This is a genomic window from Saccharicrinis fermentans DSM 9555 = JCM 21142 (assembly GCF_000517085.1).
Lineage (GTDB): Bacteria > Bacteroidota > Bacteroidia > Bacteroidales > Marinilabiliaceae > Saccharicrinis > Saccharicrinis fermentans.
Genome location: NZ_KI912107.1, coordinates 1983239 through 2006487, shown reverse-complemented (window position 1 = coordinate 2006487; position 23249 = coordinate 1983239). Strand labels below are relative to the sequence as shown.

The following is a 23249-nucleotide window of genomic DNA, read 5'->3' as shown; positions in this document are numbered from 1 at the left end:
TGTGCATAGGTTAGGCCGCCTTCGTTCAACGTAATTTTATCCTTCATGACTAATAAATATTAGCAATCATAATTTTGGATATTTATCAATGTTCAACTTTTTACTTATCTTGGTCGAACAAAGGATAAAATCCTTATAAGTTGGCGGTCATTGTGAAATATAAGAATAAGGAAACAATTCGAGTTCGGAAAAAATAACAAAATAATAATTAAATAATTGATGATGCTATTTTCTAAAAAAAACATTTACTATAACCCTTTACTTTCTTTAGTATTGCTTGTTATTATACTAACTCCTAAAACTATTTGTGCACAGGAATCAAATGAATCTTATCATAAACGTATGCAATGGTGGGATGAAGGGCGTTTAGGAATCTTTCTGCATTGGGGTGTTTATTCTACATTTGGAGGTGAATACAATGGAACAGATTATGGTAAGGAAATGGGACAAGCAAGTGCCGAATGGATTTACCTCACTTCGAATATGCCACAAAGTGATTATCAAGATGCTGCTCTAAACTGGAATCCTACTAAATATAATGCAGAAGAATGGGTTAAAATGGCTAAGGATGCTGGTATGACATATATGGTACTTACATCTAAACATCATGATGGTTATGCTCTTTTTAATACAGAGGCCTCTGATTGGAATAGTGTAGAATGCTCAGCAGCAAAGAGAGATTTAATAAAAGACTTTGTTTTGGCCTGTCATAAATACGATATGAAGGTTGGGTTTTATTACTCCCATGAAAAGGATTGGATAAATCATGTGCGAAAAAATGTAGACCAAGAACCTATTCCTAAAAATTATGAGAAGTATGTAAAAAAGCAAGTTACTGAATTATGTACAAATTATGGAAAAATTGATTTAATATGGTTTGATACCCCTGTTTATAACCATTTAGAATTCAATAAAATGTGTGCAGGAATAGTAAGAAAACTTCAGCCAGAATGTATCATAAATGGTCGTATAGGGAACGGATTAGGAGATTATAAAAATATTGGAGACCGTGCTATTATAAATCCTGGTATGGCGGGTTACATGGAGTCAATCATGACCATGCGTTTAAATTGGGGCTATGATAAAAATGATGATTATTGGAAATCTTCTGATGAGTTAATAAAAATGGTAAGTAAATGTGCTTGTCGTGGATCAAACTTTTTATTAAATATTGGTCCTACACCAGAAGGAACTTTTCCTTTACAAGACCAAGTAAGATTAGATAATTTAGGAAAATGGATGAAATTAAATGCCGAAGCTATTTACAAAACAAAAGGCAGTCCATTTTCAAAAGAACATAAATGGGGTTCTTTATCACAAAGCAAAACAAACAACATCATTTACCTTCATTTGTGGAACTGGTCAGGAGGTAACATAACAGTTAATGGTTTACTTTCTAAAGTGGAGAGTGCATCATTTTTGGATACTAAGAATAATTTAACTTTTATTCAGGATGAAAAATCTTCGGAATTAATAGTAGAATTACCAGAAATAAACACCAGTCAGAACCTAAGAATTGTTAAACTAATCGTCGATAAAAAAACTTTCGATATTACGAAAGGTCCAGACTTTGTTGCTCCAGTAGTTGCAAATAAAGAACATTTAAAACTAACTGGGACTATTGATAAAATCGATGGCATTAATTTCACAATTACTGGAAGACCTGTTGTTCGGGACAAAAGAGGTAAGGAGATATATAAAGATGAAATAACTACTCAATTTACACTAAACGATCAAGTACGTTTTAGAGTCAATAAAGATGGAGATATTCGTGAAGTACAAAGTCTTGATCTCAAAGAGGGTTCAAAATATCATATAGTGTACGGTTCTGATAAAAACAATCCAAAAGTGAAAATCGTGACTGAATTGAAATAAACGATAGTTAACAATTAAAAAACAACTTAATGCTAAAAGAGGCGCACTGACGGTTAAATCACCGCCAGTGCGCCTCTTTTAGCATGCCTTTTTGCGGCATGAAAAATACGCAGGGATAACTACGTTATTCTTCTTCACAAATGTAAAATACTATTATATTTTAGTCGGGCATATACGGCGGTTCTTTACGACCCTTCTTTGAGGCTAGAAAGGTTTGAGTCCTTTTACGGATCACGCACAAAAGTTGGGTCTGATAAAAAAAGAATGCAGCAAAGCAACCTATGGGAAAGGAATACAAAGGAGTGAATATCAATAATTAATAGAACAAAATAAGGAAAGGGTCAAACAGAACGAAAACTATTACAAACGAAGGTAAGCCAGAGTGGAACACCCATACGGCACCATTGAAAGAGGCAGTTCAGATGTGGGTTTTATTATGACAGCTTGCAATCTTAGAAGGATCATAAATGTTGAATAAGCTGTATATCTAACTTATACCGTTTTACTTCACCAAAATTTAGCTTTCACGACCGTAAATCAGCTCAAATGCCCCCATCAATTTTTATATCAAGAAAGGTTGAGTTTATTTCTTTTGATCCTTTAAATCCACTAATTTTAACAAAAAAAATCAGCTGCCTGAAAAGGTTTTTAGACAGACTGCCGTTAGTGGCAAGTTTGAGTGAAACGCGAGATAAATAATTAAGCAAAAAAATAGATTTTGAAAAGTTAGTAATGGAAGTTTGGAAATATATAGGAGAATATGACAGTATCATTTTTGGGACAGTAATTGGGATGGTCCTTCTAGTGATCATTATTCCATTGATTAGAAAGATTCGAGATAGAAAACTCCTAAAGACAGTTACATCATTAAATAGAGGAACACAATCAGAAAGAGATTTAGTTTTACAATTGTTGAAATATGGAATACCTGCCCAGACAATATTTCATGACTTATTTATTGAAAAAAACAATGGTGAGTTTTCTCAAATTGATGTTGTGGTTGCAACAACAGAAGGGATTATTGTATTTGAGGTAAAAGACTACAGTGGATGGATTTTTGGTAACGGTAATTATACACATTGGACCAAAGTTCTAGCTTACGGAAAAAATAAATATCGATTCTACAACCCAATTAAACAAAACCAAAACCATATTCAGACTTTACGAAAACAACTTAGACAATTTGAAAAGATTCCATTTTTTTCGATAATAGCTTTTTATGGTGATTGTGAATTGAAAGAAATTAATTTCGTTCCTGAAGGAACATTCCTTGTGAAATCTCCTCGAATATTTGAGGTTCTTAGACATATCAAAAAAGAAAATGAAGCAGCACCTTATATAAATAAGAACGAAATCGTGAGGTTATTAAAACAAGCTGTGCAGAACGGAGAAAGTATAAGCAAACAAAAAAAACATATTGAAAATATTAATGATATGTTGGGAAAGGACAGAATATTTGACTGAATAAAAATTATAGCCAGCCCCTAATCGAGTAGACGGCTGACGGTCAAATGACCGCCAGTGGTAAATATGCGGTCAGTTACATATTGCAAAAGTAAAAAAACGCTCCAATCCGGATGTCGATTTGAGCGTTGGAATTCTTTAAGTTTTACTGGAATCTTTTGGAATTAATCGAAATTAGCGGGTGTTTTTTCGAATATTCTGACAACTATTAGACTTTTTCCAATTGTGCGGCAAAAGATCAGCCAAGTCTAAATCATAATTACTGTTGTATAACGCAATCTTAGAAAATACATCCGTAAGCTATTCGCGAGGATTTACATCGCTCGCTTTGCAGCATGCCAGTAGTGAGTAAATAATTGCTGCATTTTCTGCGGAATCATGGTTACCGCAAAAGAAATAGCCTTTTCTTCCAACAGCTAACGGCCTAATTGCATTTTCAGCTCCGTTATCCAAACGTTTTGATAACGGAGCCGAAAACTCTATACGCCCATTAGCTCTGGGACGAAAAAATTACTTATTTGCCGGTTCACATGATGCGGCCAAAAACATAGCCATGTTTTATAGCTTTGTGGGGCATGTCAAAAGAACGACATAGATCCTCAAAAGTGGTTAAAGTACGTCATGGAAAATATAAACATTACATCTGCCAATAATTTCAAAGATCTTTTGTCGCAATTTATTGACAAAACTCTTCTTTAGATATATGCATTTGCTCAGGCGCATACTTTGCTGTCATTGTTTCTTTTGCTAAGACGTATGACCATAGACGCATGGCCGTGCATTTTTACCAGATGAGGCGCATCGCTGTGCGTCTCTATTTAAAATTATCATTATCCCAATTTTTAGGATTATCGTTAATGTATTTTACAATGCGATGATATTCGCCTGTATTACGAATAATATGATCGTGATAATTGGGTTGAAAAAAATGATTGTTCCTGTTATATTTTGGAATGTTCAAATTGTTATCATCAATAAAATCATCAATTTTTGAATTTACCGCCGATTTGAATCCTGCCATAAATGATGAAATTGATTTGGGTTGGCGCACCAATTTTTGTTTGTGGGGTTGTTGTTGTTGTTGTTGTTGTTGTTGTTGGGATGGTAGAGACGCACGGCCGTGCGTCTCTACGGCCGTGCGACCACCAACCGTGCGACCACCAACCGTGTGACCACCAACCGTGCATTCGCCATTTATATTATCATTTTTTAAAACAACAATGGCGTGGATATGATTTGGCATGATTACGTATTTATCCAAAAATAATTCATGGCGCATTTCAAATGATTTTATCCATTGATGATGTACAATTTCACCAAAATCCGATAAATTCATTTTACCATCCACAATTTCACCTAAATCACATGTCCTATGTTGTCTGACAATGGTTAGGTAATAGATGGCATCATTGGAATAATCCCAATTGGGTTTCCTATGCGATGTTGTACGGTATGTATTTTTGAATTTATCCATCTTCTTTTAAAGTTTCAATTTTAGTTGTTTGTGCATCGATTAAATCATTGGTACTGGATAAGCAATTGGCTATTTTTGTTGTTTATTTTTGAAGGTTTTGGTATGGTTGTATTATAAATAATCTCACTACTAATATTCTGCACAATACCACCAGTCGCAATTCTTTTATATTGTTTTTGCAAAATATCGGAATTTTGTAATTGAAGTAAATATGGTTTGTCAAAACATTCTTCATATTCACGTAAAACAAAACAACCATCTAAAATGTAGCCCTCTTATGAACTAAGTTTTCAGCTTCATGCCTCGTGGGCTTGCCCCGAGGTTGGTTGACTTCAAATGTGGTATTCGCTCCTTTAATAGGACGTTTAGTAAACAGATTAGGAACTCTTAAATTGCTAATTTTAGGTTTAGTCCCCTATGGCATATTAGGTGTAATAGGTGCATTTTGAGAATAGCAAATTATACATCAGCAATTTTTCGCAATAGTATTCCATCACTTATGATTAAAAAATATATTGCTAATCCCTTGCATGCAAAGAGAGCGTAGCGAACGAAGCATGCAAGGGATTAGTGTTCATGAGAAAAGATTGTTTTTCTGTTTTCCATCCGATAGCTTTTCCCTTCCAATTTCAAGACTTCACATCGATAAAGCAAGCGATCTAACAGTGCCGTGGCCAGGACTTCATCCTCGAGGGTTTCAGCCCATTGTTTAGGCGATTTATTTGTTGTAATAATCACAGAGGTCTGTTCATGTAGGTGATTTACAAGGTTGAAAAATGCCACAGCTTCATGTTTCTTAATAGGAAAAAGCATTATATCATCAATCGCAATTAAATGAGCTTTTGTCAGTCGGTTGTAAGCATTTAAAGCAGAAGATGTCATTTCTTTCATTTTTAATATGGTAACAAGTTCTTCCATTGTGATGAAATAAGATTTGTACCCGGCAACTACAGCATCATGCACAAGGCCCGCCGCAATATAGGTTTTACCGGTTCCGGATGGTCCCATTAAAACCAGATTGTAGTTTTGTTCCAGCCACATCAACTCACGCAGTTGTTTTAGTTGGGGTTTTGTAATACCGTTGGCAACATTAAAATCGTAGTTATCCAGCTGATGTTTCTTCGGTAATCTGGCTAGTTTGAGTCTTCGCTCCAGATCGGTATTTTGCCTGTGAAGGACTTCTTTTTTCAATAACTCCAGGGTGAATTCCGTATATGAAAGCTTATCTATTTGCGCCTGATGCAAGATTTCTTCTGGGGACTTCTTTGTCTGGGTAAGCCGCAACAATTCGGCATACTGCTTGATTTGTTCTATTTGCTTCATGATCTATCTCAATAATGTTTCATAAATTTCGATACTACTTTGGGCAGGAGCAATCGACTCCTTAGGGGGTTCCACATTCACTTTACTGATGTTTATTTTACTCGCCTCCGATATTTGTTTTTCTTCGTTTTGAAGATGGGCAAGTACCTCCGCAAATCGATACCCATTAAACACTTTGTTTTCGATGCAGAAGTTTAAAGTTTCCGTTTTTACCCGATCGTTCGCATTGTTTATAGCTTTTAAAATTTCCCTTATATTATCATGAAAATAACGCGGTTTGTCATTTTCCAGGTCAGCCAAATAGCTTTGTGATTCTGGTGTATTGCCAAAAGCGTTTAATAAAAGTTCATATCTCTGTTGTAGTGTCTTTGATTTTTCGCGGCAGTGATCCGTGTTGCGCACCAAAACACCCTTTCCCAGCGGAATCTTATGAGACGCAACAAGCGTATTTACATCAGATAACAAGTCCAGGGTATTCCCTTTGTCATCAAGAAGCACGGTTGTATCGGCATCTTTGTAAGTCCCTATTGGTAAACTGTAAAAATTTCCCTTGTAGGCAACGGTGTTGTCTTTTCGAACCTTGTAACCAGGCAGTAATATTAATGGTTTTTCAGGGGTGTCGCGGTAAGGTTCCAGATGTGATTGTTCAATCAACCATTGTTCATAAGGGACTTTCCTGGTGGTTCCGTGAAGCTTGGCATTTGCTGTACGTTTAAGCCATGCCAGGCAATCTTCCTGAAGGGTGTTTTGATCCTGAAATGTACGACCTTTCAGGAAGTTATATTTGACATATTTCACCACATTCTCAACCTTTCCCTTGGATTCAGGATCTGCTTTCCTGCAAAAAATAGTTTCAAAAGAGTATTGCTGGCAAAAACTTCGAAATCCTTCTGTTAATAAAACATCACCAAGATTTTCCCCCTTTATAAATACTTTATCCTGATCGTAAATGATCTTACTTGGTATACCGTTAAAGTAATTAAAAGCTAACTCGTGAGCATATACCGCAGTTTGGGTGGTAAAAGGGCAGCGTTGACAATAAACGTACTTGTAGCGAGAACGCGAAAGTACCATGGCGAAGAAATACACTTTGATACGATGACCTTCTCCACTCTGCATAGTAATCTCGCCAAAATCAACCTGAGCCTCGCTACCATAAGCTACCTCAGGCAGCTTTTGATATTGACGGGAACCCACTTCTTTGTACTTATTGATGGCATGCTTCTCCCGAATCGTTTTTACGAAGTTATAGACCGTTTTGCTATCTACTTTCGGTAAATCTTCAAATGATTCTTTTAAACGATCTTCTACCTGGGCGGCTGACAAGTAAGGCGTGCTTTCGAGAAGTGTTTTTACATATTTATAATAACCAGAGAGCTTTTTTGACAGGCGATGCTGCTTATTTATCCACAACATAAAAGTCTGTTCATCCATTGCTAAATATTTACGGACAGTGCCTCTATCTATCTATCTATCTATCTCAAGCTCTCTACTTATTTGACTCTTATTGAGTCCTTGTTTCCATAATTCATTAACTTTGTACCACATAAAAACTTTTTGGTTTTTATTCATAGCCTTTGTTTTTTTAGATTTCACAACCTAAAAATGGAGGCTATTTTTTATTTCTACAACTGGTGATGTTCTATTGCGAAATTTTGATGGTACTAATTTCCTATTTACAGATTGGAAAGGAAGTATGTATGCTTCGGAAGGAAAAGGAAGTTTGATGTAGGGATGAAGGGAATTTATTGCATGACGAGAGCCATATGAGTCGAGAGATTCATATATGCTTCTGATAGAAGTTTAGGAGAGAGACTGTTTTTATCTAGCGGTTGGCACCATTTGCATTCTCATTCACGAATTTTATCTAACAGACGATTTAATTCTTCAACTTCGTTTTGTGACAAGTTTTTAAGTAGGGTGTCTACTTTCAACTCATAGTTAAGCATGTTATCCAGTAACTCTAATCCCTTTTTAGTGATTTCAACTGATTTCTGACGCCTGTCATTTGGGTTTTCTATACGACTTACAAGTCTTTTTTTTAAAAGTCGATCTACAATACGGCTTACATCCGAGTTTTTATCCAGCATTCGCTCTTTAATAAAACCGATGGAAAGGGGGGCTTCAGCACGAAAGCCCCTCAGTATCCTTAAAACGTTATATTGCTGTTCTGCAAGTCCATGTGCTTTAAGCGATTGATTAAACGCATACTCTATTTGTTTGAATGTGTATCCTAAATTTATCGCACCCTTATGATATTCGTTTCGAAACCGTCCTTTTATTTCTTCTTCAATTTTCATACTTTAAAGAAATTAGGATTTCTTAAATACAAAACGATCCAAACTAATACAAGTATGACACTAGGCATCATTATACTCATGGCACTAGTCATATGAATAATGATAGCACCACCCATATATGAACTTAGTAATAAGCTTCCATATTTATTTGTTCTTGGAAATAAGAACAATAATGAAGAAGCTATTTCACCCAATGCGATTATTATTCGCCAATCGCCTAACTTCATTTGCTCCATTTGTTCTGGTTGTAAAAAAAGCTTTCCAGTCGCACTAAATAGAAAAAGCGCAGTCAATGAACTGGCTATTACCCAAGCCGCAATATTTTTTGTTTTTGAAATCATAATTGTAGTTTTAATTAAACGATTGTTGTAATATCTTCAAATAAACGGCGTGGCTTTCTTGGATAAAGTTGTTTCGAAGCATCAAAATAACCTAAGGAAATCACCATAACCAGATTTTCACTTTCTTTTAAACCAAACTCTTTTTGTATGCCTTCAAAATCAATACCACTCATGGGATGTGAATCAACTCCTTTGTTCTTTGCGGCAATCATTTGTGACATTGCAAGTAGACTAGCATTGCTTTCGGCGAATTTTACCTTTCGCTTTTCACTTGAACCATAAAGAAAGGCAGCGGCTTGCTTTGCTCCAGAAGCTATTTCGGTATTACCTCTTACACTTGTTAGCATTTCATCCCAAACAGGATTACTCTCTGCATACCATTTTTATCTCCAATGATGATTAAAGTAACTGGAGCATCGGAAATTTTTTCCTGATTGTTGGTAAGTCTTAAAAGTTTCATTTTGCTTGAATCCGATTTTACCGCAACAATCCTTCAAGGTTGAAGATTAAAGCCAGACGGTGCCAAAACTGCCATATCGATAATTTCTTTTAAAATTTTTTTGATCAATTGATTTGGTCTTAGCTATTCTTCTGTATAAGATTAATTTAGCTATCCTTTAGGTAATTGGAAAAGGCCCAAGGGTTTGCTTGTTTTTACCAATAATAAAATAGATGTAATTGTCTTATGGATAGTGGTTTGTGGATTTGTATTTATCGTTTTAAGTTACTCATTTGTTACATCAATTTTAGCGCTTGCTAATATATTATTTGAAGCTGTACCTACAAGTATTTCAAACTGACCTGGTTCTATATTCCAATCTTCAGTTTCTACATCCCAATATGCAAAATCTCTTTTGCTTAAAGTAAAATAAACGGTCTGTTTATCACCAGCTGCTATGCTCACTTTTTTAAAACCTTTCAACTCTTTTGTAGGCCGTTCAACCGATGAATCAAGATCACGAACATACACCTGAACAATTTCCTTACCGTCCATTGTACCCGTATTTTTTACATCAACTTTGATATTGAGGTTTTCTCCTGCTTTTATTGATTTGTTTTCTAATTGTAAATTACTGTATTCGTATTTTGTATATGATAAACCAAACCCAAAGGCATAAAGAGGCTCAATGGCTTTGTGCTCGTACCAACGATAACCCACAAAAATATCTTCTTCGTACTTTATGTCATTTATTGGGTCGATGATTCGATGATCTTGATCCCAACCTGTATATAATTCCTGACCTTCAGGTATGTAACCATATCCTGGGGAGTCTTCAAATTTTTTCTCTATCGTTATAGGCAATTTAGCCGATGGATTAGTAATGCCAGCAATTATTTCAGCAAAACCTTTAAAACCAATTTGACCAGGATACCAACTGTAAAGTAATCCAGCGATCTCATCATTCCATGCAGTCATATTCATTCCACTACCAGAGCTAACAGACACAATGGTATTCTTATTAAGGGAAGCAATATGTTTAATCTCAGTATTAATCTTCTCTGAAAAATCAAATGATTTATCCCATCCTTCAGAATCAAATGTTCCTGTACAGTAAATCACATGGCTGTAAGTTTTTATGTCTTCGTCAGTTGGATTTTCAATATAAGTCACTTTTTCTCCATAAATCTCTTTAAGCGCTGTTAACATGGTTACATGGTCGTATCCGGCAACCTCTGCAGCACCTCCTCCATGGGGTATTATATTGGAATATTCGCCTGTAAGTAAAATTGATATTTTTCCAGTTGTGTCAATAGGTAAAATATGATCATTCTTAAGAAGTACAATGCTTTCTCTTCCTGTCTGCAAGGCTACTTCTACGTGTTGGTCAAAGTTATCAAAATAAGTAGAATCTTTTATTGGGCGCTCTAGTAGTCCCATGGCAATTTCTGTTGTAAGAATATTAGTAACCATTCTGTTGATATCTTCCTCCTGTACTTTTCCTTCTTCGAGAAGTGGTTTTGCAGTAAAACGTAAAAAAAATTCTTCTTTCTTCATATATTCAGGGTATTCAGCCCTTGGTTCCCCAGGCATATCCAAGTCGAGTCCTGATTTTATTACTTTTTCGGCATCATATACCGACCACCAATCACTCATTACTAGCCATTTAAAACCTAAGTCATGGCGTAAAAGACCTGTTATCACATCTTTGTTTTGCCCAGCATATTCTCCATTTACTAAATTATAAGAAGTCATTACAGCCATAGCTCCTGCATCAATACCAGCTTCAAACGCTGGTAAATAAATTTCGTGTAATGTTCTTTTATCTACTACAGAATTTGATGTTCTTCTCTTATAGTCTGTATTGTTAGCTACAAAATGTTTTAAAGTAGCCATCGTACCCGTGCTTTGCATTCCTACCACATAATTTTCTATCATCCGAGCAACGAGGTATGGATCTTCGCCAAAATATTCAAAGTTTCTACCGTTTTGTGCTATGCGATAAATGTTCATTCCTGGTCCAAGCAATATTGCAATTTCACCAGCTCTACACTCTTCGCCAATTGATTTTGCATAATTACCTGCTAACTCCTTGTTCCAAGTACTTGCTAAGGCTATTGGGCTTGGGAAAGCAACTGATTTTTGAAGCTGATCGTCTAAATGAGAACGTATGTTAACTCCTTGTGTTGCATCAGAGAGATACATGGCCGGCACATTAAATTTTTCAAATCCTTTTGTGAAAAAGGTATTATAACCACCGATCATAGATATTCTTTCATCCATGGTCATCTGAGCAAGAATTTTTATAGCCTGTGCTCTAGCATCATTGTAGTTGATAGGAGGTTGAAAAGGTTGAAACGGGGTATCTGTCTTAAATTCTTGGTCATTAGACTGGCTACATGCACCTAATAAAATAAATGCGACAAGGAAAGGAGTTATTCTTTTCATAATTGGCAATATTAAAAAAATAATGACCTTCAATATATGAAAAATCTTAAAATAAAGGATATGGGAAGGAATTCAATTTATCATGATTTCCGCTATCCTCCAATTTTCCTACAGCGAAAAAAACAAAAAATACCGCTACTGATCTGAAAAGCTAAAAATATAATTAGTTCTAGAGGTGCTAAGTTGCTAAGTTGGCGAGTTGGGAATTGGTTATATTGCCATTTCAACGCTCATAACGAAGTTCTAATATATTATTCGTCTTTCTGAGGCACTTGATGTGGTGGTTGTGCGTTTGACGGAAAGATTACCCCAAAGATGCCTTAGAAAATCTATTACGCCTTGAAATGACTTAAAAGAAATCACTTCATTTCTTCAACTCAACATAGTGGTGCTGTGCTTCAAAACTCATTAAATACCTTTATTTGTAAAAGTCCGTTGTATCAATACCTAGTTTATCATTAAGCAGAAAGAAAGTTTTTGACATTAAAATCATAATTTTTAGGGATTCCTAATTCTCTTGCTAATACCTACTTTTGGCTTGGTAGAAGGAGGTTACTGTTTATGCCTCCGAAAGTACATAAATTTATATCCTTTATTTTTATATTGTTTGCAAGAAAAGAATTTGCTTTCAATGTAAAAATATAATAGATGGAAACAATACAATATTCTATGAACAAGAATTTACCCTTCACCTCTAAAACCAAAATGGCCGATGTCATTCACCGAGATTATACACTCATACCCATCATAGGTCGTTTTGGTATTGAGTTCGGTTTCGGAAACAAAACAGTGAGTGAGGTCTGTGACATATATAACATCAATGTGTGGTTTTTTTTGGAGATGGTTAATTCCTTTCATAACAAGGAGTATTTCCCTAAAAAACAACTGCAGAATTTTTCCGTGATGCATATAGTCCAGTATTTGTCAAATACCCACAAATATTATAGAGAGACAAAGGTGCCGGAAATACAAGGGTACATTGATGCCATGGAAAATGGGGTATTCCATAGTAATTTGAAGAATATTAAGCTTTTAAATGACTTCTTCAAAGAATATACAAATGAGTTGTTGCATCATTTAAAGAAAGAGGATGGAGAAGTATTTCCTTATGTCATTAATTTAGAAAAGTGTATTCAAAATAAAATAAGGGATGAAGAGATTTCTAGAGTTATAAAAGAAGAATCGATAGAAGAGTACGAGCGTGGACATGATAGTTTGGAAGTAAAATTAAGTGATTTAAAAAATTTGATTATTAAGTTTTTACCGTCAGTGCTATGTAAGGAGTTATGTCAAAAATTACTTACAGAGTTGTTTCGCTTAGAAAAAGATTTAGAGAATCACTCGAGGATTGAGGATAAAGTGCTAGTACCCAAAGTAAAAATGTTAGAACAAAAATACCTTGATATTCATGGAATTGCCAGATAAGAAAATACAAGTAGGTATTGTTGCCCGACAATTTCTGTATAGGTTAGGTATAAAAACGATATTAAGTGTCATTGGGATTGAACCGGAAATAAAAGAATTTAGTGGGACGAGACAATTAAAGTCTTTTTTAATGGGAAATTCCTGTTTGGATTATGCTTTACTTTCAGAGGATGTGTTTGATAAAGATGCAGCCATAGGAATACATGAGTTAAAGTCTTGTTGTCCCACTATAAAGTTAATGGTTATAGGTAAGGCTATTATACCCAACTGTCCGTGCAATAAGTTTATACTGCACGCGGATAACCAAAAAGAGGTTTTAGATAAACTGCAAGAATTCTTTTTTGAATCTGATGATGATGATAAACCGGAAGAGCAATCTGCTATTTTAAGCGAACGAGAGATCGATGTACTTAAAAATGTTGCCTTGGGTTTTTCCAATAAACAGATTGCAGATAATTTGTTTATCAGTGTTAATACAGTCATCACGCACCGGAAAAATATTACAGAAAAGTTAGGCATTAAAACCATTGCAGGTTTAACTGTTTATGCTATAATGAACGAAATTATTTATCCGGATGATGTGAAGTTTTAGTATTTTTTCTATTTGAGGGGATAGCCTGAGTTTTTAAATCATAACATATGGCTATTGCTCATTTTTTTTATCTTCTTACATGATGGCCAGAAAAGTCATGAATCAAAACAGTCTTTATTCGTGATCCTCCGCAATCCTTCATCACCCTTATGGAGGTCATCTTGCCAATACTTGAAAAACGTAGATTGCCAGAAAATAATGATGATACTTGGGGAGAGCATTCATATCTGCAAAAAAATAATAGCTATTTAACGTTACTCTCTTTTTTTATTTGTAATCTTGGGTGGAAATTTTAATACGGATAATGCATTGGAGAATCTATTAAGTATTAAAGCAACTGTCAATCAGGTCGCTAACTAATTTGTTTCCATTCGCCCTAGCGGTGCTTGTTTCATTTTAACAGGTTCTAGATGGATGGCATTTTTAATTTTTATGACGAAGTTCTTATGCAGCATTCGGGTTGAATGGAATGAAAGTATTGCTAAAATTATTCACATTAAACGAGTCATTGTAATTGTTTTATACATAGGTGTATGATTGGTTATGACGAGTTCCATATGGTCTTTGAAAATTAAATATAGAGTATATGAAACGTAGAGATTTTCTTAATACAGGGGTGTTTGCTGCACTGGGGGGTGCTTTAGCAACAACCGGATGCACACCCGTTGTGGATGCTAAAAAAGAACCATTTAAAGGCAAAGCCAAAAATATCATATTTTTGGTTAGTGACGGCATGAGTGTTGGGACGCCCACGATGGCTGATTTATTATTGCAACGAAAAGAAGGCAGAAGCAGTCAATGGATGGATTTATATCGACAAAACAAAGTGAGACATGCTTTGATGGATACAGCTTCGGCAGACTCATTGGTGACAGATTCTGCGGCAGCCAGTTCGTCATGGGGAGGAGGAGTACGTGTTAAAAATGGTTCTCTAAATGTGGGGAAAAATGGAGAAAACCATAAGCCTATCCTGCAAAAATTCAAAGCAGCAGGCAAAGCGGTTGGTTGCGTTACTACAGTACCTATTACGCATGCTACTCCTGCCGGTTTCTCGGTTAATATGAAACATCGTAATATGCAGGATAAGATTGCCGATAAATATCTAGAACTTGGTTTTGATGTAATGATGGGCGGAGGTTTAGAATATTTTAATGGAACCAAGAGAGATGATAAGAAAAATATATTGGGTGATTTTAAAGACAAGGGTTTTAACGTAGTACAGACGAAATCACAGATGACGGCCTTGCAAGCTGGAAAACCTACATTGGGTGTTTTTACAGAAGGAGGATTGCCCTATTCTGTGGATCAACATTCAGATGAAGAATTACAAAATAAGATTCCTTCCTTAGCCGATATGACCTCGAAGGCCATTGCATTAATGCAAAACAATAGTAATGGTTTTGTTTTACAAGTAGAAGGAGGTAGAGTAGATTGGGCAGCACATGGAAATGATGCCGGAGCATTGTTGTACGATCAGTTGGCCTTTGACCAGGCTGTAGAAGTGGCTATTAAGTTTGCTGAAAATAGAAATGATACTTTGGTGATTATAACAACCGATCATGGTAATTCAAATCCTGGTTTAATAAAAAGTACAAAAGTGGACCAAAAGTTCGATTTGTTACAAAGTTTCAAGCATAGTAATGAGTGGGTATTGCACAATATTAAAAAAACAGATTCGCCCGCTAATGTAGTTGAGCGAATAAATTATGCACATGGGTATACCATTTCAGAAGAGGAAGCTAAGACAATTTTAAAAGCATATTCAAAGTTTGATAACGGAGGCCTCTATAACTCCTATAAACTTCCTTTTAAGCAATTGGCTGAAATTCAGGAAAATTACATCTCTATTTTTTGGTCAGGAATGAACCATTCTGCCGATTTTGTTGAATTAGCTATGTATGGTGTCGAAACAGAAGCATTGCCTCCTCTGGTAAAAAATACCGACCTACATAATTATATGTTACAGGCGGCTGGAGTACGGGTTTAGTTTTGCGTTACCATATACGATTTGTAAAGCAGGTGTCGCACACCTGCTTTTTGTAAATCATCATTTTTAAGTATTGTACCCTATAAGATGTCAGGTTATTTTTAGAACCTTTAATGCTAATATATACAGTTGTTTGAATTGTATTTTTTAAATTTTAGGTTTTGATGAGGCACATTTTGAAAAGGGTTTCCCTATTGTTCTTTTTTTACTTTCTATTTCATAACTTTTTTGCACAGGATATTATTGTCGGGCATAAGCTTGATTTCCATTCCACTATACTCGATGAAAACAGGACCCTATGGGTGTCTTTACCCCAATCGTACCAAGATAGCTTGTGTGCACCGGCATTTTACCCGGTGATGTATCTATTGGATCCTGCCTTTCATTTTCATTCCATGATAGCGGTGCGTGAGGCTTTAACAGGAGGCTTGTACAATTATATGCCTGAGATGATTATTGTGGGTATTGTGAATAACGACCGTTCACGTGATATGACACCCACTAACAGCTCGGTTATTCATTCAGGTAAAAAGATACATGAAACCAGTGGAGGAGCAGCCCATTTTTTGCAGTTTATTGAAAAGGAATTGATTCCCTTCGTGGATCGAAGCTATAGAACCAATGGATACCGAATCTTGAATGGTCATTCGTTTGGAGGACTCTTTGCGCTGTATGCCTTGCAGGAGCGACCAACGTGTTTCAATAGCTATGTTGTTCATGATCCGAGTATTTGGTGGGATGATAGATCTATTTATAAATCAGCACTTTTGTTAAAAGATACGATCGATTTGCAAGGGAGGTGTTTATACCTATCTATGGCATACAATCAGACCAAAGAAAAAGATCGTTATCGTCATTCACAATCTATTTTAGCATATAAAAATGAAGTCCTGGAAGCATTTGCCAATAGAGGCTTACGTTATCATTTTGAATATCTATCTAAAGAAAATCATGGAACTATTTTTTTACCAGCCAGCTATAATTCCGTACGTTATATTTATGATGGTATTTGCTTGCCAGTAAAGGAAATACCCATTCGTCCGGCTTTGCTGATGGAACATTATCGGCAGGTAAGTGACAGTATTTGCTTCAAGATAGAACCACCAGAAGGTTTGGTGAAGAAAATAGCAGACTACTGTGTTTTACGCGAAGAACTTGCGAGTGCTGAAAAATTGCTATTACTTAACATTTATAACTATCCTAACAGCGCTTATTCTTATCAGGCCTTGGGAGAATTGTATATAAAAATGAACAAGTTGCAGTTAGCCAAAGAAAAATTTCAAGAGGCCAGATCACTTTATCCCCAAATAGATATACCTGAATTGTTGAAATAATAATAACTATAATATATTAATGATGATTTCTAAAGAATTGTGGACGAAGGTCCATTTATGGTTGGGCTTAATATCCGCTCCTCTGGTATTTTTTGTTTGTATTACAGGTACAATTTTTGTTTTTAGTGACGAAATAATTGATTTATCGGCAGGCGAAGCCAGATATGTAAATGAGGTAAAAGAAAGTAGGCTGTCTACCGAAAAACTGCTAGACATAGTCCGAGAGGCCTTTCCTAAGCGGATGCAACCCAGCTATATGGTTTGTTATAAGGATCCCCACCGGAGTATTAGGTTTAACAGTTATAGCAAAACAGAAGGCCTGCATATGGTTTATATTGACCAGTACACAGGTGAGATTTTAAAGGATGATGCGACCATTTATTTCTTTTATGTATTGGCACATCTACACCACTCTTTATTGTGGCATGATGGAGGACCTTGGATTATTGACATAGTAAGTATACTATTTCTGATTGCTTTAATATCGGGCATTGTGTTATGGTGGCCTCAAAAGTGGGATAAGAAGCATAAAAAAGCATCATTTACCATTAAATGGTCAGCCTCATTAAAGCGTATTAATCTCGATTTACATAAGGTTTATGGTTTTTATGGTGCAGGCATTGCCTTTATTTTAGTTATAACAGGTTTGTTGATTGCTTTTAAACCTTTTGCTGCTTTTACCAAAAACCTTTTTGGTGGTGATGCGGCCTTGGAAATGAAATCATTGATGGTGCAAGCACCCAAGGATACAATATCATCACAGGCTTCTATTGATGTTGCTATTCAAGATGCATTTGAGACCTATCCGCACAAAAATCAACTACAATTATTAACTTTTCGCATGGATCAGTGGGATTACTTGTTGATAAAAATGTCTAACAAGATAGGTATAAAAAGTGCAATGGATGGAGTGTATGTGGCCTATGATAAATATACAGGAGAAAAATTTGATTTGCCAAGAGCCTTTAGAATCAATAAAAAAGTTGAAGATGTATATTGGAGTCTTCATCTCGGTAATTATATGGGTTTGTTTGGGAAAATAGTTACCTTTTTAGGAGGTTTAATAGCATCTAGTTTACCAGTTACCGGTTTTATTATTTGGCTCAACAAAAGGAAAAAAATAAATAAGAACAAGCGTGTTTTTTCAGAATTGTAGATAAGCTACCTTATTCTCATGAGTGGTGCGACCATAGAAAATGCTTTCCTGGTTTGCGTCTTCTTTTGAATGACAGTCATTAAAAGTTGGGCTATTAAGGTAAGTCATACTGCGTGCGTATGATTGAGAAAGTTTTTGTCATGAATCTTAGCTGTTGTAACTTCTACAATCCTGCCAATTAATTGCACTATATCAATGAGCATATGTACTTTAAGCCCACCTTTCTTTTTTCTGTCTCCTTTAGTCCTTTAAGAGCATCACTAAATAAACGAATAGTTGTGGAATCAATCAAAAGCACCTTTTTGAAGGTAAGGCCATAAGTTCCGCTGAGCGACAAAATTTATTTCGTTATTTGGCTACATAAAAATAACTCCGATCGAATGGTATTACGATCGGAGTTATTGTGCATAATTTGGATGAGAAATATTTTTTCTATTTTAATTGATCTGATTTGTAAGCTTTCCTATGGCACTAACACCTTCGGCTATAACCTTTGCACCCTTGGTGGCTGTTGCTGTTTCCGGATGAATGGTGTATAAGTAATTTTCATTATCAGAGTTTACTACAGGAACAACCAATTGGTCATTGTCGGCATCAATAAATGGTTCTCCCACAAAAAACGGATCATCTTCAATACCTTTTGCAGTGGCGAAATTACTTACCCAAGTAAAGGTTTCAGAGGCTACGTTCACCACGGCAAAACGGTCTGCATCAATGCCAAATGTAGCCTTAGAGCCTATGCCCGGATACATGGACAATATAAAAGTGCTTCCTCCCATATAATAACTTCTGTATAGGTTATAGCCTCCAGAGGCTTCGGTGATATTGAAAAAATAATCTTCATCAAATGCAAAATGGCCGGCATTGATCTTAAGTATTCCAGAAGGCACCAGAATCGAATCTGCAACAACATAATTGGTTTGTCCGGAGGAGAATACATACAAGTCACCGTTTTCAATCACTTCCAGTCCTGTTAATCCTTGAGAGTATTTTTGTCCTGCCACAAATCCGGTTCTGCCCTCATCTTTTATGACTTGCTTCACCGAGTAATCGTTATTGAATACGACCACGTAGGTGTTATTCAGGTATTCGGAAGTGAAGCTTGAAGAGTTGATACTACGTGCACCGGCAATCATATAGCCTTCGTATTCTGCTATATCTGTAATATAACCAGCCTCACCATTTTCTAGCATATCATTGGTGGTAATGGTATATAATGTGGAAACATCTGTTTCTGGATCAATTTCGTAAAAGTATGCATTGTTCGCTACGGTTGTGTCTCTAAGTCTGTCAGAATAAGCTACAATAAGTTTGTCTCCTACAATTCCTTTGGTGTGTACCGAAACTTCTAAGCCTAATTCGTTACGTTGTTTAATATTACCATCACTGTTTAAAATATAAGACCCTGTTACACCCGCTTCGGTAGAATTGTATAGGAAACCATAAGCTACTTTGTTACCGACAAAGGACCAAAAGCTACTGCCCGCAGATTGCAACGCATCTGCTGAAGTTGCGTCAAAGATACTATCTGTTTCTACACTGGTTCCCGTCACCAGGTAGTCGTTCTCGCCTGATGACCCTACTACAATATATTTGCTTTCGTAGTTGTCATCTGGATCTATGATAGTATTGTCGTTGTCATCATCACAGGATGTGAATGAGAGTGCTGAAATTAGTACAGCAAAGAATAATTTAGAAAAAGAATGTTTTGTTTTCATAATCGTCTTATTTATTATTAATTAAATTTTCTTGAAAAAATACCTGAACTTGACAGAGAAATTACGACCAGGTTTTTGCAGACTGAAATTGTCGTATAACTTGGCATCCAATATGTTCTTACCATCTAAGGATAAATTGTATTTGCCTTTTTTCCAGGAATACACCATGCCGATACCATGACTCCACTGGGTAGGATTTTTGGCAGCCGACTCATACGTATTCCATTCGTTGAGAAATTCGTAAATAAATTGCAAATGATAGCGAATGGTCAATTTGCTATCTTTAAGCCATAAATCGTTTAAAAAATAACCTGCATCGGCGTTTCCAAAGAAGTTGGGTTCGTTGGGTACGAGTGCATTTATTTGAGTAGGATCGTTTTTAGGATCATACTTCATGGGTCTTTGATATGAAATATTGGTGCCGAAAGTAAACTGGTTGCCATGGGAATAGCGCAATTCAGCATCAATACCAGGCGTTCTAACCAATGAAATGTTTTCGTGAGATTCATCGGATGTAACAGTTACAACGCGTTTAATAAAATCGTTGGTTCTTCGGTAAAAAAGGTTGATGTCAGCACTAAAAAAGTTATTTTGTTTCAATGGTTTATTTAAGTGAATACCCAAGTTTAAGTTATTGCTGGATTCAGGTTTAAGACTAAAGTTAGTCGTGTAACTAGTAAATACCTGCCCAAATAGTTCCTGGCTCTCAGGCATTCGGCATGTCAACTCATAGTTGGCTTTTAGTTGAATATCAGGCTTTAAAAAATAGGTAAAAGTAAAACCATAACCCCATTTAGAATCGCTTAAAGATACCATCTGATAGTCTTCTACATCGGCATAATTGACATTTATATAGGCTGATGAATGATAAGAATATCGCTTGGCAAATAGGGAGGTACTCATCTTGTCTCCAAAGTCACTGCCCAGGCCTATACCCAGAATGTTTCGGTTGTTTTCTCTAGGATGTTGATTGGTTTTATCATCCGTATCCAGTATGTCATCACCTTTTCGCGAAAAGAGATTGGTCACATTATTAATGGTGATGCGTTGGCCCGAAATAGGTTCGTAATTGAAGCAGGCATTGATGGTTCCATTATGGTCGTTATAACGGTAGTCGGATGCGGAGACTTCTCCCTTAGAAGGAGATTCTCTGCGTTGTCCTAACCAATTATATTGCCAATACGCTGTGTCTAGGTTATGCCCTTCTCCAAAGTTGTAGTTAGCGGCAAGGTTTATATCAAGATGTTCGATTAATAGGTCATCTTTTGAATATAAAAATGACGGCATGATGGTGTTGGAGGTATACACCTTATCGCCATATACAGGGTTGATGTAAGCAGGATGTTGAATTTCTTTATATTCTTGTCCTAATGTAAAACCCAATAATAGCTGGTCTGCAAAAGGTTTATTTACGATCCCTGTTTTTAATATGACAGTTTCGTTGTGATAAGTATCATGAAAACGCTTTACTCTTTGTGGGGAGGTATATAGGTTGGTTTCAAAGTCAAGCACACTGACATCGTCTACATAATAACTGTTGTCGGAGTAGTTTTGGTAGGCATTGAGTTGTATGGTGAAACCATTTTCGGAGGTATGACCCGCATTAATATAACTTAAATGTGTATTGAATGAACCATAAGAATAAGAGGCATCGAGATAGGAGCCCGGTGTTTTTTTTGTAACAATATTGACAGCTCCTCCCAAAGCATCGGAACCAAAGTTAACGGGTACTACACCTTTATAAACTTCTATGCGTTCTGCCATATTTACAGGTAAGTTATTGATTTGGAATGAAGAACTCATGGCATCCATGGGCATGCCATCAATAAAGAAACGAACGTGGTTGCCACTGAGTCCGTTTATGGTGACATTGGTTTTAGAGCCCAGTCCACCCACTTGGTTTATCTTGACACCGGGAGTCTGGTTTAATAACTCTGTAAGATTGATGGCTGAATTATGGTAGGGCTTTGCGTCAATGGCCACTACATTAAAGCCAGTTTCTTCCACGAGTCGTATATTTGATTTTGCAATAACTACTGTTTCGTTTAGTGTCGTTGCTGGATCTGCTTCCAACACGACATCATATTTCAAAGGGCTATTGCTACTTGCTTCGATGATAATTTCCTTGGGCAGACATCCTACCATTGAATAAACAAGGGAGCTCTGCCTGGTGGTATTGACGGTTAACCTGTAATAGCCATTGTTGTTGGATGTGGTGGCATTATTCGTGTATTTTTGGTGTACTGTTGCGCCTGTTAAGGGCAATCCGCTTTCGTCGATAATGTTGCCTTGAATAGTGACTTGTTGACCATTGATGATGGAGCATGAAACGATAAATAGGAGTAAAGTGATTGTGAGCTTCATTTGTTTAATTAGAATAAATAAAAACTAACGGCAAATTTACTAAGGTCTTACTCCTTATCAATCCTTATATTTTATGATTTTAGGAATCGTCTTTACTGACTTTGTAGAGAATAAAAAGGTGTTGGTTTATTTTGAAAATGGCTAAATATTCAGTCCAACACCTTTTTTCCTTCATTACTATATATAAATGTCAAAGATTTATATTCTATGAATGACTTTTTGTGGAGTTCATGTGACAAAACAAAGCTTTGCTTTGAAGCTCTTTACGTTTTAAAAAACGTTCACATTGTTGCATGCGGTCGTAACCAAGCATAGTTCCTAATATAAAATCTTCTTCGTCGCTGAACTCATTAAGGTTTTTGTTTCCAAATGATTTTATAATACTTACACATTTACTGTCTCCAAAAAATACATTTATCTTACTAGAGCTAAGTGCCTGTGTAATAAAACTAATTCCTCTTCTTTTTAATAGTTCTTCTGTCTTGTATTGTTCTTTCATATGCATGGTATGCAACACTAAATTTCGCAAGCCTTTTTTGTATTCATATACATGATGCATTAGAATTTGCATTTCTGCACTTTTATATTCTGCACACGTAACCCTCATCCTATCAGAGTTGTCAATACCTAATTTTAAAGAAGTACTACGATTCATCTTTGTATGGTTTGAATGATGCTGTAAAGTAACTTTTAAACACGAGGTGTTGCAATAGCTATATGTTATGAATCTGAAAATAGTAAAGTGTTTATGACACTTTCTGGCGCAAGAGTGGTTACCCATCAAAGTATAAGGATATGCTGCTTCATTATTTTTGTTTAGCTATATGTTGGGATAGGTTTCTTTTGTTTTGATCGAATATAAAGGCTTTCTATTCGGATAACCTGTTACATATACGAGAATGGGATAAGTCATATTGCAGCATTTTTTTTGTGCAGAGGAATTTTTGATGTTGCTATTTCATTATTATTTATGATTGTTTTCGAAGCTATCGCGGAATACTTTTGTTGA

17 protein-coding genes and 1 pseudogene are annotated in these 23249 nt (G+C 35.9%); 8 read left to right on the top strand and 10 right to left on the bottom strand.

Annotation, left to right across the window (positions count from 1 at the left end; all coding sequences use genetic code 11):
• The first annotated feature begins 219 nt into the window (after positions 1 to 219).
• The 3 genes and pseudogenes from CYTFE_RS25595 to CYTFE_RS29870 form a co-directional block, all read left to right on the top strand.
• A complete protein-coding gene (locus tag CYTFE_RS25595; RefSeq protein ID WP_081735941.1) occupies positions 220 to 1875 on the top strand; it encodes an alpha-L-fucosidase in 1656 nt (551 codons plus the stop codon).
• Between the two features lie 732 nt (positions 1876 to 2607).
• Positions 2608 to 3339, top strand: coding sequence for a nuclease-related domain-containing protein (locus CYTFE_RS25590; RefSeq protein ID WP_052343080.1), 732 nt, complete (start codon positions 2608 to 2610; stop codon positions 3337 to 3339).
• Between the two features lie 460 nt (positions 3340 to 3799).
• Positions 3800 to 4038 (top strand): annotated as a pseudogene (locus CYTFE_RS29870) (IS66 family transposase); the annotation flags it as partial.
• Positions 4039 to 4153: 115 nt separating this feature from the next.
• Here the strand turns inward: CYTFE_RS29870 and CYTFE_RS0107875 are convergent.
• The 7 genes from CYTFE_RS0107875 to CYTFE_RS0107845 all read right to left on the bottom strand — a co-directional run bounded on the left by CYTFE_RS0107875 (position 4154) and on the right by CYTFE_RS0107845 (position 11697).
• Positions 4154 to 4813: a transposase gene (locus CYTFE_RS0107875; protein ID WP_027471364.1), complete on the bottom strand. Its 660-nt coding sequence runs from the start codon at positions 4811 to 4813 to the stop codon at positions 4154 to 4156.
• Positions 4814 to 5380: 567 nt separating this feature from the next.
• Positions 5381 to 6136 (bottom strand): IS21-like element helper ATPase IstB, encoded by a 756-nt coding sequence (istB, locus tag CYTFE_RS0107870; protein WP_027471363.1) that lies wholly within the window; start codon positions 6134 to 6136, stop codon positions 5381 to 5383.
• A gap of 3 nt (positions 6137 to 6139) precedes the next feature.
• Positions 6140 to 7603, bottom strand: coding sequence for an IS21 family transposase (istA, locus tag CYTFE_RS25585; RefSeq protein ID WP_262505579.1), 1464 nt, complete (start codon positions 7601 to 7603; stop codon positions 6140 to 6142).
• Between the two features lie 383 nt (positions 7604 to 7986).
• Positions 7987 to 8436 (bottom strand): MarR family winged helix-turn-helix transcriptional regulator, encoded by a 450-nt coding sequence (locus CYTFE_RS0107860; protein ID WP_027471362.1) that lies wholly within the window; start codon positions 8434 to 8436, stop codon positions 7987 to 7989.
• A complete protein-coding gene (locus CYTFE_RS0107855) occupies positions 8433 to 8777 on the bottom strand; it encodes a DoxX family protein (protein WP_027471361.1) in 345 nt (114 codons plus the stop codon). The genes CYTFE_RS0107860 and CYTFE_RS0107855 overlap by 4 nt, the downstream gene beginning before the upstream one ends.
• A 14-nt stretch (positions 8778 to 8791) precedes the next feature.
• A complete protein-coding gene (locus tag CYTFE_RS28565) occupies positions 8792 to 9124 on the bottom strand; it encodes a nitroreductase family protein (protein WP_052343078.1) in 333 nt (110 codons plus the stop codon).
• 377 nt (positions 9125 to 9501) lie between these two features.
• Complete coding sequence (locus CYTFE_RS0107845) at positions 9502 to 11697, bottom strand: beta-glucosidase (protein WP_211238158.1); 2196 nt, start codon at positions 11695 to 11697, stop codon at positions 9502 to 9504.
• Positions 11698 to 12312: 615 nt separating this feature from the next.
• On the opposite strand from CYTFE_RS0107845, the gene CYTFE_RS0107840 reads away from it, so the two are divergent.
• The 5 genes from CYTFE_RS0107840 (at position 12313) to CYTFE_RS25570 (ending at position 18158) form a co-directional block, all read left to right on the top strand.
• The gene (locus CYTFE_RS0107840) at positions 12313 to 13089 is read left to right on the top strand and encodes a hemerythrin domain-containing protein (protein WP_027471359.1); all 777 of its coding nucleotides are present in this window, start codon (positions 12313 to 12315) and stop codon (positions 13087 to 13089) included.
• Positions 13073 to 13681 carry a response regulator transcription factor gene (locus CYTFE_RS28560; RefSeq protein ID WP_052343077.1) on the top strand — a complete coding sequence of 203 codons (609 nt, stop codon included), beginning with the start codon at positions 13073 to 13075 and terminating at the stop codon, positions 13679 to 13681. The genes CYTFE_RS0107840 and CYTFE_RS28560 overlap by 17 nt, the downstream gene beginning before the upstream one ends.
• 586 nt (positions 13682 to 14267) lie before the next feature.
• Positions 14268 to 15668 (top strand): alkaline phosphatase, encoded by a 1401-nt coding sequence (locus tag CYTFE_RS0107830; protein ID WP_027471358.1) that lies wholly within the window; start codon positions 14268 to 14270, stop codon positions 15666 to 15668.
• A 164-nt stretch (positions 15669 to 15832) separates the two neighbouring features.
• The gene (locus CYTFE_RS0107825; protein WP_027471357.1) at positions 15833 to 17002 is read left to right on the top strand and encodes an alpha/beta hydrolase-fold protein; all 1170 of its coding nucleotides are present in this window, start codon (positions 15833 to 15835) and stop codon (positions 17000 to 17002) included.
• Between the two features lie 19 nt (positions 17003 to 17021).
• On the top strand, positions 17022 to 18158 hold the full coding sequence (locus CYTFE_RS25570; protein ID WP_052343076.1) for a PepSY-associated TM helix domain-containing protein: 1137 nt from the start codon (positions 17022 to 17024) through the stop codon (positions 18156 to 18158).
• 437 nt (positions 18159 to 18595) lie between these two features.
• Here the strand turns inward: CYTFE_RS25570 and CYTFE_RS0107815 are convergent, their stop codons facing one another.
• The 3 genes from CYTFE_RS0107815 to CYTFE_RS25565 form a co-directional block, all read right to left on the bottom strand.
• On the bottom strand, positions 18596 to 19876 hold the full coding sequence (locus CYTFE_RS0107815) for a DUF4374 domain-containing protein (protein WP_027471356.1): 1281 nt from the start codon (positions 19874 to 19876) through the stop codon (positions 18596 to 18598).
• A gap of 21 nt (positions 19877 to 19897) precedes the next feature.
• Positions 19898 to 22240 carry a TonB-dependent receptor plug domain-containing protein gene (locus tag CYTFE_RS0107810; protein ID WP_052343075.1) on the bottom strand — a complete coding sequence of 781 codons (2343 nt, stop codon included), beginning with the start codon at positions 22238 to 22240 and terminating at the stop codon, positions 19898 to 19900.
• Between the two features lie 205 nt (positions 22241 to 22445).
• Entirely contained in the window at positions 22446 to 22895 is a 450-nt protein-coding gene (locus tag CYTFE_RS25565; protein WP_200871201.1) for a DUF2023 family protein, read from the bottom strand.
• Positions 22896 to 23249: the final 354 nt, after the last annotated feature.